This is a genomic window from Dokdonella immobilis, assembly GCF_900115085.1.
GTDB lineage: Bacteria > Pseudomonadota > Gammaproteobacteria > Xanthomonadales > Rhodanobacteraceae > Dokdonella > Dokdonella immobilis.
In genome coordinates this window covers 1-12,395 of sequence record NZ_FOVF01000033.1, presented here as the reverse complement: position 1 = coordinate 12,395, position 12,395 = coordinate 1, and the positions used below count along the sequence as shown (strand labels likewise).

The window sequence follows — 12,395 nt, the reverse complement described above, 5'->3', positions numbered from 1 at the left end:
CCTCCAGACGGGCAGATGTGTCCTGTTACGCAAACCGGCGTGAAATCCCCCAATCTCCGTCGTTGCGCTGCTGGCGTCCGAGTAGACTCGACGGGTGGGTCCAGCGAATTGGGGCGTATGGCAGAAACCGGCGATCACGAGGTCACCCAGCTGATCGCGGCCTGGCGTTCCGGCAACGATGAAGCGCGCGATGCGTTGATGGCGCTGGTCTATGCCAATGTGCGGGCGATTGCCAGGCAGTCGCTGCGGCAGATGCCTGGCGCGACGCTCGGCGCCACCGACCTTGCCCACGAGGCCCTGCTGCGCATGCTCGGCAGCGACGCGCCGTGGGAGAGCCGCAAGCACTTCTATCATGTGGTCGCCCAGGCCACCCGCCAGGTGCTGGTCGACGCCGCCCGGCGGCGGCTGGCGGACAAACGCGGCAGCGGTGCCGAGCATGTCGAGATCGAAGCCGCCCTCGAGGTCGGCGGCGAACACGGCGACAGCACCCTCATGCAGCTCGACACCGCGCTCGACGCGCTCGCAGAGAGCAACGCGCGGCGTGCGCAGATGATCGAGCTCGTCTACTTCGGCGGACTCAATCGCGAGGAAGTGGCAGCGACCCTCGAGGTGTCGGAAGGCACCGTGGATCGCGACCTGCGCCTGGCCCGGGCCTGGCTTCGCACCGCGCTGGAGGCCTGAGCATGCCGCACATCGACCATCTCGCCGGGCACTTCGAGCGCTTGTGCGGATTGTCCGAAGACGAGCAGCGGGCGGAGATCGCCCGTCTCGACCTCGCTGCGGACGATCGTCGCCAGTTGCTCGACCTGCTCGAGGCCGATCGCCGCGACGGCGACCCGATCCGCCAGGTCGTCAGCGCCGGCGCCGCCAGCTTTCAGCGCACCACCGCCAACCGCCTTGGCGCCTGGCGCCTGATCCGCGAGATCGGCGCCGGCGGCATGGGTACGGTCTTCCTCGCCGAACGCGCCGATGGACACTTCGACCAGCAGGTCGCGATCAAGCTGCTGCGCGGCTTTCCAACCAATGACAGCATGCGCCGCCTGCGCCAGGAACGGCAGATCCTGGCCGGACTCGACCATCCGAACATCGCCCGCCTGCTCGACGGCGGCGAGACCGGGGATGGCCAGCCCTGGCTGGCGATGGAATATGTCGAGGGCAGCTCGCTGCTCGACTATGCCAGCGCGCATGCACCGACCCTGGGCGATCGCCTGCGCCTGTTCGACGCGATGCTCGATGCGATCGCGCATGCGCACCAGCACCTGATCATCCACCGCGACCTCAAGCCGGCCAATGTGCTGGTCAGCGACGAGGGCGTGGTCAAGCTGCTCGACTTCGGCATCGCGCGCCTGATCGACGAAGGTGAAGCGGCGCAGGCGGCCACCTCGACCCGCGTGTTCAGCCGTGGCTATGCGAGTCCCGAGCAGCGCGACGGCCGCACGATCACGACCGCAAGCGACATCTACAGCCTCGGCGTCATGCTGCACGAGCTGCTCACCGGTCGACGCGATGCAGCAGACCTATCGCCACCGCGGCTCGCCCCGCTGGCGCTCGATGCCGACCTCGCCGGCATCTTGGCCAAGGCCTGCGCGACGCTACCGGAACGTCGCTACTCCGGTGCCAGCGAGTTTCGCGACGATCTCGATCGCTACCGCAAGGGGCGCCCGGTTCGCGCCGCGCGCATGACTCGGACCTATCGTCTGCGCAAGTTCATCGGTCGACATCGAATCGCTGTCGCCGCGGCCCTGCTCGCGGTGTGCGTGGTCGCAGCCTTCGTCTGGCGACTCGAACGTGAGCGCGAGCGTGCCGTGGTCGCCGAGGCGGCCAGCCAACGTGCCTTGCTCGCCTCCGAACGCGATGCCGCGAGTGCCCGTGCTTCGCTGCAGTTCCTCACCGATGCCTTCTCGGCAGCCTCGCCGGACAGGGCAATGAGTCGCCAGGTCAGCGTGCCCAACCTGCTCGATGCCGCACGCTTGAAGCTGGCCAGCCTGCAGGCGAAGGATCCGGCCGTGGCCAAACAGATGCAACGCCTGCTCGCAGTGCTCTACTCGCAACTCGGCGAGGCCCGCACCGCCCGCGACCTCATGCGCGATGGCCTGGCCGGGATCACCCCCACCGATGGTGCCGAGGCGCTGCGTCTCGCCGAGGACTACGCGGAGTATTCGATGCTGCTCGGCCTGCTCGAAGAGGGCCCCGCCGCCGAAGAAGCCGCACGCACCGCCGCCGCATGGCGCCAGCAATACGCGCCCGGCGATGTCCTGCTGCGCATCAATTCGCTGCAGTCGCTGGCCATGGTCAAGCATCGCTCCGGCGACGACACGGGCGCTATCGAACAATTGCGCGAAGCCCTTCGGCTCGGCACCGAAAAGCGCGTCGAGGATATCGATGCGCGCATCGAAACCGCGCAGTTGCTGGCCAACCTGCTGGCCACCCGGGGTGATTGCGATGAGGCGCTCGAGATTGCCCGAAACGGGCTTGCTCTGGCCGATGCGCGCTTGCCGGACGATGCGCCTTCACGACTGCCGCTGATGCGCGCGCAAGCGTCGGCCCTCAACGCCTGCGGCCGGCAGGCCGAGGCCGAACCGGTGTTGCGCGCGGCAATCGCGATGCAGGAGCGCGTGGTCGCCGCGGGCGGCACGCGCATGATGGGCCTGGCCAATGACCTGGCGCTCACACTGAACGATCTGGGCCGCTACCAGGAAGCGGCGGAAATGCTGAAGCAATCGGACCGGGCCAGGGGCGAGGTCGGCCTCGGCAAGATCGATGACGCGATCTCGTTGGGCAACCGCGCCGGCATCCTCGAGAATGCCGGGGACTATGCCGGCGCCCTGTCTGCGTTCGACCGGGCCAGGGCCGTGCTCGATGAAGACCGGCTCGATGCCGACCACCAGGTGCGCCGGCGTCTCGAACGCGCGTTCGCGCGCACCCTCGGCCTGGTCGGCCAGCATGCTCGGGCCTGGTCGATGCTGACCGACCTGCGCACGCGTTGTGCGCGCATCGAAGGCGAGGATTCCGGCGAATACGCGATGCTGACCTGGCAGCTGGCCCTGCTGGCCGAGCGCATGGATGATCCTGCGGTCGGCCTGCCCCTGCTCGACGAGGCGGCCAGGCGCTGGTCCGCGCTGGTACCCGAATCGCACCCCGTCTTCGCCCACGTGCACCGCGCCCGCGCCCGCTACGCGATGCGCCAGGGAGCGTTCGAACTGGCCGAAACGAACCTGCTCGCAGCGATCGCCAGGTTCGAGCACGACGGCAGCACGCTGCCGGTCGACCTCGCCATTGCCCGCAGCGAACTGGCTGACCTGCGCCTGCGCCAGGGACGCAAGGCCGAGGCCCGGAGCCTGCTGCGCCAATCCCTGGATGTGCTCGGCAAGACCGTGCTGCCGGGCGAAATCTATCGCAGCAGGACCGAGAAGCTGGCCGCCTCGCTCGGCGTGAGCGCCTGAGCCTGGAGCCCGGGTTGCAGGCATCATCCGTCCGAATCGCGCCGATTTCCTCGGGTCGGTGCGCTGTACCCCGGGCCATGGCGCCCGGCCAATGGCTGCAGCATCCGGCTCAATCGGGAGATATGAATCGCAGGCCGACACCGGGTTCGGTCACGATCCAGCGGGGATTCGTGGCATCGTCGCTCAGCTTCTGGCGGAGCTTGGCGACGAGGATGCGCAGATAGTGCGTGTCCTCGACATGCGTCGGTCCCCAGAGCTCGCGCAGAAGCTGCGGCTGGGTCACGACCCGACCGGCATGGGCGGCCAGGAATGCGAGCAGCGCATATTCCTTGCGCGAGAGCGCTAGCGGCTGGCCGCCAAGGCTGACCATCCGGCTTGCGAGGTCGATGCGCAAGTGGCCGTCGTCGAAGATCACCGACATGCCGCCACCGTCGGGAAGCACGCGAAGCAATGCGCGAATTCGAGCGAGCAACTCCTGCACGCCAAACGGCTTCGTCACGTAGTCGTTGGCGCCGGCATCGAGCGCCGCCACCTTTTCGCGTTCGCTGGAGCGCACGGTCAGCACGATGACCGGCACCGTCGACCACAGCCTCAATTCCCCCAACACCTCCAGTCCATCCCGATCGGGCAACCCCATGTCGAGGATGACCAAGTCCGCGCCGCGCGTTGCGAGCATTTCCAGGCCCGCTCCGGCGGTATCGGCAAGCGCGACCTGATAGCCCTGGGCACGCAGGCTGATATCGAGGAAACGCCGGATCTGCAGTTCATCGTCGATGACGAGGATCCTCGCCGGGGCGGCGACGGTTGGACCGGTCGGGGCGACGGGAACACTCATTCGCTCGGCGCTGGCCTGGAGTCCGCCGGGATTTCGATGCGGATCCGCGTCCCGCGCCCGCCCGTACCCGGCAAGGCTTCGACCCGACCGCCGTGCGCACCGATCATGCCGCGGCAGATGGTGAGGCCAAGCCCGGTTCCGCTGCGCCCGCTCTCTCCGCGCCGCGCGCTGTAGAAGGCCTTGAAGACACGTTCGCGTTCGGCCTCGGGAATGCCCGGCCCAAGGTCGCCGATCTCGATGCGCAGGCAAGCGTCCGCGAGCCGCGCATCGACCGTGACCGGTTCGCCCGGCGGCGAGAACTCCGCGGCATTCTCCAGGACGTTGAACAGTGCCTGCTCGACGAGGGCAGGATGCACCCAGACCGGCTCCAGGTCGCGACCGATGGTCGTCTCGAAGTGCGCATCCGGGCGATAGCGACGCAGCCTGGCGATGGCCGATCCGACAAGCTCGTCGACGCCGATCCAATCGCGCCTGAGCGCGAGCGCGCCATGGCCCAGGCGGGTCATGTCGAGCAGGTTCTGGATGTAGCGGTTCAGGCGTTCGCCCTCGGTGCGCACCGTATGCAGCAGCTCATCGCGGTCCGACGCGCTCAACGTGGCCTGGAAACTCTGCAGGCTCTCCGCGGCGCCGATGATCGAGGCCAGCGGCGTACGCAGGTCGTGGGAAACCGACGCGAGCAACGCACTGCGCAGGCGTTCGGTCTCATTGGCTATCCGTTCTGCCTGCAGGTCGGCGACCAGACGTGCGCGCAGAAGCGCCCCGGCGATGTCGTCCGCCATGGATCGGAGCAGGCGCTGTCGACTCGGGTTCGCATTCGTTGCATGCAGCGGAGACTCGAGTGCAATCTCGCCGAGCCTGCCCTTGATCGAACGTAACTCGAGGAGAAACCCCTCGTCCTGGCCGGCGTTCCGGCAGTCGCTGGCGGCTGCGCGATCAGCGGGCGGCTGCGAGCGTTCGCGGGAATCCGCTGCGGCTCCGGATTCACGCGGTTCTTCGTGGTCCAGCGAAACATGGATACGAACACCCAGACTCTCCTCGAAGACGCTGTTCGCCACCTGCACGATCTCGTCTTCGCTCGAAGCCTCCGCGAGGCGCCTGGCGAGCACCTGGCGCACGCTTGCATCACGGTTGATCGAGCCCAGCTCGCGCACCTGCATGGCCAGCCGTGACGCCAGCCGACCGGCCAGCAAGGCAGCCGCCAGGAAAAGGACTACGGTCGTCGTTCCATGGCGCGCGCTGATGTAGAGGGTGTAGCGCGGTTCGATGAAAAAGAAGTTGTAGGCAAGGAAGCAGAGCATCGCCGTGAGCACGGCGGGTCCGCTGCGCGTGCGCGAGGCGACGACCAGCACCGCCAGCATGAACACCAGGGACAGATCGTCGAGGCCGATCAGTCGCTCCGCGACCGCGGCAACCAGCACGGCCAGCAACGAGGCCAGGGCCGCGAGGGCATAGCCGGCGGCGGGACGTGGATTCGCGGGTTCGTCGTGCATGGCCGCGCAATTGTGAGGCAACACACGAGCCGGCGGCATCCGCCGGACCCGGGTACGGCGAGAATTTACGCAGAATTTATGCAACCCGCGCTGGCGACGCCTTCCGCGTTTGCGGCATCGCCGCGGAAGATGGGCAATCCGCTTCCAGGAACTGCCATGAATGCCTCCGCAGATCATTCCCTCGAACCGAACCGGCCCGCGGAAGCTGTCCGGTTTCGCGCGCTCATGCTCGGGGCCATCGGAGTCGTGTTCGGCGACATCGGCACGAGTCCGCTCTATACGATCAAGGAGGCGTTCTCTCCGCACTACGGACTGAGCCCCGATCGCGCGACCGTGCTCGGCATTCTTTCGCTCGTGTTCTGGTCACTGGTGCTGGTCATCACGGTCAAATACGTCCTCGTGGTGCTGCGCGCGGACAACGACGGCGAAGGCGGAATCATGGCTCTCGCCGCGCTCGCGCAGCGCCGCCTCTCGGCGGACTCCAGGATGGCCTATGCGGTCGGCATTCTCGGTGTCGCCGGGGTCGCCCTGTTTCTCGGCGACGGCGTCCTGACTCCGGCCATTTCGGTACTTTCCGCGGTCGAGGGTCTCGAGGTCGCGGCGCCCGACCTGCACGCCTTCGTGCTGCCGGTGACCATCGCGGTACTGCTTGCATTGTTCGGGCTGCAGCGCTTCGGCACGCATGCGGTCGGCAAGGCCTTCGGCCCGGTCATCCTCGCCTGGTTCCTTGCGCTGGCGGTGCTCGGCTGCCACAACATCCTCGCCAATCCGGACGTCCTGCACGCGCTCGAGCCGATCTGGGCCATTCGCTTCTTCGTCACCCACGGCTGGCACGGAATTCTTGTGCTCGGCGCCGTCGTGCTCGCCGTAACGGGTGGAGAGACGCTGTATGCGGACATGGGCCACTTCGGTCGTCGGCCCATCGCGACGGCCTGGAATTGCCTGGTGCTGCCGGCCCTGACCCTGAACTATCTCGGCCAGGGCGCACTCGTGCTCGACAACGCGACGGCTGTCGCCAATCCGTTCTATGTCGGCGTGCCGCGCTGGGCCCTGTACCCGATGATCGCGCTGGCGACGGCCGCGACCGTGATCGCTTCGCAAGCCGTGATCAGCGGCGCCTACTCGGCCGCCCAGCAAGCGATCCAGCTCGGCTATCTGCCACGCATGGCAGTCAGGCATACCTCACGTGCATCGATTGGACAAATCTACGTACCAACCGTCAACTGGATGCTGATGCTGGCCGTCATGGCCACGGTCGTCGGGTTCGGCAGCTCGACGGCGCTGGCCACGGCCTATGGTGTTTCCGTTACCGGCACCATGCTCATCACGAGCTTCCTCTGGATCGTGACCGTGTCCGGCCGGGGCTCCAGACCCGGCCTCGGGTTCTGGTTGCTCGCCTGCGCATTCGTGTTGGTGGACACCGCCTTTCTTTCCGCGAACCTCGCGAAATTCCTGGATGGCGCCTGGTTCCCGATCGCCTTCGGGGCGGTCGTGTTTGCATTGCTGCGCACGTGGCGGCGCGGCAGCCGGGCCCTGCAATCGACGATCCGCAGCCAGAGCATCGACCTCGACGCGCTGATCGCCGGGCTCTCTGCATGCCCGCCGCTGCGCGTGGCCGGCACGGCCATCTTCCTGACCTCGCAGGAGGGCGTCGTTCCCAACGCGCTATTGCACAACCTCAAGCACAACAAGGTGCTGCATGCGCACAATGTGCTGCTCACCGTAGCGAGCTGTCCGGTACCCCACGTGCCCGGGGCGGCGCGCCTGGAGATCGAGGCACTCGGCGCCGGATTCCATCGGGCCATCGTGCGATTCGGGTTCATGGATACGCCCGATGTCCCGCTGGCGCTGGCGCAGTCCGGTGATCGTTGCGATCTGGAATTCGAGCCGATGCAGACGACCTACTTCGCGAGTCGCGAGTCGATCGTCGCCTCTTCCCGTAGCTGCATGCCGGTCTGGCGCGATCGACTGTTCCGGCTCATGCATCGCAATGCAGCGCCTGCCACGGACTTCTTCCGCATTCCCAACACGCGCCTGGTCGAGATGGGATCACCGATCGCGATCTGACCGGCCGCTCGATTGCCGGCCTGTCCTTCCGCCAGCGGTGAATCATCATGGTTGCGCCAGCGTCGTGATGCCCCTCTTCGTCTTGTCCTCGGCGACCATCTTGCGCACGTCGGCGAGCAACTGCTTCGCGTCATAGACGATGCCGTCCTTGATCGTGTATTTCACGCCGCCGACGCGGTGCAGCTTGCCCTCGGCGTCGAGCTGGATGTGGCCGGTGCCGTACAGGGTTTTCAGATTGGCCAGCGGATTTTCGCTCAGCACGGCGAGATCAGCGAGCTTGCCGGGCTCGACCGAACCGATGCGGTCTTCGGCACGCAGCACCTCGGCGCCGTTCAGGGTCGCCGAGCGGATCACCTCGAGCGGATGGAAGCCGGCTTCGCGCAGCAGTTCGAGTTCCTGGATCGTGCCGAAACCGTACAGCTGGTAGATGAAACCGGAGTCCGAGCCCACGGTGACACGGCCGCCGCGGTTCTTGTAGTCGTTGACGAAATCCATCCAGCGCCGGTAGTTGGCGCGCCAGGCCACTTCGTCCTCGGTGCCCCAGTCGAAGAAGAAGCTGCCGTGGTTGTCGCGATTCGGCGTGTAGAAATCCCATAGCGACGGCAGCGTGTACTCATCGTGCCAGTCGGCGCGACGCGCGCGCATGAGATCGCGCGCGGCGAGATAGATCGTGAAGGTCGGATCGATCGTGAAATCGAGCGCGAGCAGTTCGCTGATGACGGCCTCGTACTTCTCGCTGCCCCTGGTCGCGGCTTGCGCCCACAGGCGACCGGCCTGGCCGAAGCGATCGGCCTCGTTGTTGTAGTTATAGGCAGCCGGATAATCCTGCACGGTACGGTCGTCGAACAGCGCCTCGGGCAGGCCGTACCAGTGCTCCATCGAGGTCAGGCCCCAGCGCGCCGTGGTCAGCACGTTGACCCGGGCCACATCGAGCTGGGCGTGATGGCAGGCGCTCTGCATGTCCTGCTTCTTCAGCTCGTCGAAGGCTGCCTCGAGAATGTCGGGCCGGTAGCCGAAGCACTTCATGCCGACCGCACCCTTCGCCTTCATCTCGCGCACCCACTGGCGCGCCTGCTCCGGTGTCGTCATCGGCGTATCGCGGCCCTGGCCGAAGAAGACGTACGGAAAGATGCGCGGCGCGGTGATCTCGTTCCTTGCGCTGCGATGCTCTTCGCTGACGCACCAGTCGATGCCGTTGCCGCAGCCCGGATCGCGGATCGAGGTGATGCCATGGCCCATCCACAGCTTGTAGACGTACTCGGCCGGCACGCCCTGCTCGGCTCCGCCAATGTGGCCGTGCAGGTCGATCAGGCCGGGCATCACGTAGTGGCCGGCGAGGTCCATTTCCCGACCGCCGGTCTTGAGTTTGGGTCGATCCTCCGGCTTGACCGGCGAACCGGGCGCGCCGACCGATCGGACGTCGACGATGCGATTGCCCTCGATGACGACATCGGCCGGGCCGAAGGCCGGACTGCCGGTGCCATTGATGACGGTCACGCCGCGCAGGATCAGTTGCGTGTAGGGCCCGTCGCCTTCGCTGCGCGGCGGCGCCGGTGCGACACCGGGCTTGTCTGCCACGTTGGCCGCCGGCGCGGCCGCGCTGGAAACGATCGCCAGCAGTGTGAGAACCCTCAACATGACGCGCATGACATTCCCCTGCATCGGTAAACACCCGGGGCCGATCATGCCTCACTCGCGCCGACGGCACATCCCGTCAACGTCAGCTACGCCAGGGACAGGGTCCTCACCTGCAGGTAGCCGCGGCGTTGCCAGTCGAGCAATTGCGGCATGTCGATCGGGCGACGACCGGCCAGCTCGACCCGACCATGTTCAGTCAACTCGACGTGTTCGATGCGCCGCCGCCCGGCATTCTTGGCCAGGTAGAGCGCCGCATCGGCCCAGCGGATCGCATCGCTCAGCGGCGCAGGCCAGTCGTGCGCCAGCGGATGACGGACGTAGCCGCCGGAGACGCTGACCGGCATCGCGTAGTCATGCCAGTGCACCGGCTCGCCCTCGACCTCGGTGAGCAGCCGCATCACGTGGTCATCCAGTGCGGCAGGCTTGCGCTGGTTGAGGATGATGAGAAACTCTTCGCCGCCCCAGCGATAGAGCTCATCGTGGTCGTGGAGCACGCGGCGCACGCGTTCGACGACCGACTTCAGCACCGTGTCGCCCGCCTCGTGTCCGTACTTGTCGTTGATCGCCTTGAAGTGATCGAGGTCGAGCAGGATCAGGGCCGTGACCGAATCGGCCGGCTTGCCTGCCTGCGACGCGGGCGGCTTGCGGCGCTGGAACTGGTAGCGACTGGACGCACCGGTCAGCGCGTCGAAGCGCACGGCATCGGACAACGTGTCCCTTTCGCTGCGGGCGCGGCGGATGGCCACGACCAGGATCGAGCACAGCGTGATCGCAAACAGTGCCGCGACCAGGGCGAGTGCCTTGCCGAGCTGCTCGGCGCGCAGGCGTTCCTCCTGGATGCGGTTTTCGGTCGACAGCTTGTCGATGCGGTGCTCGAGTTCCTGGGCGGTGCGGCGCGCTTCGAGCTCGGCAATGGCGCGACCGCGTTCGTTGCGGAACAGCTGCGACCAGAGATTCTGGCGGCGCTCCATCAGTTCGACGGCGCGACCGTACAGCCGCTTCTCGCGCAGGGTCTTGATCTGCCGTTCGAGGCCGTCGAGCACCTCGACCATCTGTCCCTTGGCCTCGAACTGCCTGTTCGCTTGCTGCATCAGGGCCATGCCCTGATCGACGCGGCCCAGCTGCATCAGCGCATTGCCGCGCAGCATGGCCGCCTTGGCCTCGTAGTAGGTGTCCTGCTTCTCGCGCGCCAGCGCATCGATCTGGTCGATCCTGGCCAAGGCCTTTTCCGGCATTGCCGTGGCCAGCAGAAGTTCGGCGCGCAGGCTGCCGTTTCTCAGCGCGGTGAAGACCGACGGATCGTAGGCAGCCAGTTGTTCGGCCTCCTTCAATGCTTCGTCGGCGCCGGCCAGGTCGCCCTTCTTGAGCAGGGCGAGCGCGCGCGTGCCCAGTAGCGAGACCCGGTTCGGCATCGGAACCTCGACCGGCCCAGCGAACGCACGCTGGATCGTTTCGAGCGCCGAGTCCGGCAGGTCCATGGCATTGTAGAGATCGGCAATCGTGCTGAGGCGGTAAAGCCGGGCGCGTTCGCGACCGAACGGAAGCTTTTCGGTCCAGTCGAGCGCGGCGAGCTGATGGCGCAGGGCCGAATCGAAATTGCCGGCATCGAAGTACATGTTGCCGTAGCTCACCTCGAGCGCTTCCATCACCTCGGCCGATGCGCTTGAACCGATCCGCGCGCTGACCTCGTTGAGCTGGTCGATGAACTTGCCGATATTGTCGTCGGCATGGCTCATGAAGATGCGCCGGATGTCCATCAGGCTGACCGTGTCGGTGTCGCCATGGGCCTCGGCGAGATCGCGCAACTCCTTCATGGACGCCAGACGCGCGTCGAAATCCATGCTGTCCTCGCGCACCACCAGTGTGGCGCGCAGGAGCGCCCGAAGAAGTGGATACGGCGCATTGCCGGGAATCGCAGCCTCGATTTCCCTGAGCTGGCGATCGGCGTCGGCCGAGGTATCGCCCGATGCCCGCAACGCCTCCAGCTGCGCCATGAGCTCTACGGAAGGCGGGGCCTGCGCGCCGGCGGGATCGCCCGCAAGCAGCAGCGCCTGTGCGGCGAGGATGACCGTCACGACGAGGCGCGCAGCGAGTACGACACGACCGCCACGGCGTGCGGCCGTCAGGAATGAAAGCGGGTGCCCTTCCACGTACTCTGGGGATTCCTGACCTGCGGTAGGCGAAATTATCACGGAATCCGTGTGCGGCATCGTGAACGGGCCGGGCCGGTCCCGGCAGATCGGGACGCGGGTCCGGCCGGGCCCGATCAGTGGCGATCGCTCTGCGGCAAGCCGTCCTTGATCTCGTAGTAATCGCCCTTGTCGGCAACGAAGATGTGCTTCGCCAGCCGCGTGCCGGTCGGGGCGTCCAGCGCGCCCATGGCCACGGCGATGAAGTCATGGTCGCTGCGATCCGGATCCCAGAACAGGCCAGGGAGGCTCTGAACAAGTGGCGCAATCGTCATGGCGTGCAGAAGGCCCGCCACAGGTACTGCGCGGCGAAGTGAAGGCTGGTTGCCTTGACGAGACGCGCGGTGCCTGTGGCGGGCCTTCTTGACGCCACCCGTTCTATTTGAATCTATCGCTTAGGCGACGCCTGCCTGCGCGCAGCTCTTTGTTGCGCCGCCTTGAAAGACGGCCAGTCTGTCTGCGTCGGCGCGCCGCGATCTGCACGCAGGCAGGCGTCGTGACGGTTGTGCCACTTGTTCAGAGCCTCCCTAGATCCGCAAACCTTGCAGAAACCACGGCGGACCTTCTCCGACGAGCGATACCAGCCGAGGTTTTCCTCGCCGTGGATGGTCAGCGCCGCGCGCGCAACGTTGGCAGAAACGAAATAGTGGCCGGAATGCCTGCGGCACTGCGAACAGTGGCAGGCATCCGGCGCGTGCAGGAGTTCACCGGCGATCTCGAAACTTACGCCTGC

General features: G+C 66.6%; 9 protein-coding genes. 3 read left to right on the top strand and 6 right to left on the bottom strand.

All coding sequences use genetic code 11. From position 1 onward, the window contains the following. Positions 1–117 precede the first annotated feature (117 nt). Entirely contained in the window at positions 118–681 is a 564-nt protein-coding gene (locus BM125_RS16860; protein WP_175498155.1) for an ECF-type sigma factor, read from the top strand. A gap of 2 nt (positions 682–683) precedes the next feature. Then, positions 684–3,443 (top strand): serine/threonine-protein kinase, encoded by a 2,760-nt coding sequence (locus BM125_RS16855; protein WP_092410135.1) that lies wholly within the window; start codon positions 684–686, stop codon positions 3,441–3,443. A gap of 109 nt (positions 3,444–3,552) precedes the next feature. On the opposite strand, the gene BM125_RS16850 is transcribed toward BM125_RS16855, so the two are convergent. Further along, positions 3,553–4,278 (bottom strand): response regulator, encoded by a 726-nt coding sequence (locus BM125_RS16850; protein WP_092410133.1) that lies wholly within the window; start codon positions 4,276–4,278, stop codon positions 3,553–3,555. Next, positions 4,275–5,768: a sensor histidine kinase gene (locus BM125_RS19970; RefSeq protein ID WP_175498154.1), complete on the bottom strand. Its 1,494-nt coding sequence runs from the start codon at positions 5,766–5,768 to the stop codon at positions 4,275–4,277. Before BM125_RS19970 ends, BM125_RS16850 begins: the two co-directional genes overlap by 4 nt. Positions 5,769–5,993: 225 nt before the next feature. Between BM125_RS19970 and BM125_RS16835 the strand changes: the two genes are divergently transcribed. Beyond that, positions 5,994–7,835, top strand: a complete 1,842-nt coding sequence (locus BM125_RS16835; RefSeq protein ID WP_245778969.1) for a potassium transporter Kup — start codon at positions 5,994–5,996, stop codon at positions 7,833–7,835. 45 nt (positions 7,836–7,880) lie between these two features. Here BM125_RS16835 and BM125_RS16830 read toward each other — a convergent pair whose 3' ends face one another. From BM125_RS16830 to BM125_RS16815, 4 genes are all read right to left on the bottom strand, one after another. Further along, a complete protein-coding gene (locus BM125_RS16830) occupies positions 7,881–9,482 on the bottom strand; it encodes an amidohydrolase family protein (protein ID WP_092410129.1) in 1,602 nt (533 codons plus the stop codon). A gap of 77 nt (positions 9,483–9,559) precedes the next feature. Continuing rightward, positions 9,560–11,623 carry a diguanylate cyclase domain-containing protein gene (locus tag BM125_RS16825; RefSeq protein ID WP_175498153.1) on the bottom strand — a complete coding sequence of 688 codons (2,064 nt, stop codon included), beginning with the start codon at positions 11,621–11,623 and terminating at the stop codon, positions 9,560–9,562. Between the two features lie 116 nt (positions 11,624–11,739). Next, positions 11,740–11,937 carry a GFA family protein gene (locus BM125_RS16820; protein WP_217647903.1) on the bottom strand — a complete coding sequence of 66 codons (198 nt, stop codon included), beginning with the start codon at positions 11,935–11,937 and terminating at the stop codon, positions 11,740–11,742. A gap of 113 nt (positions 11,938–12,050) precedes the next feature. Then, the coding region (locus BM125_RS16815; RefSeq protein WP_217647902.1) for a GFA family protein at positions 12,051–12,395 on the bottom strand (345 nt) is incomplete at its 5' end.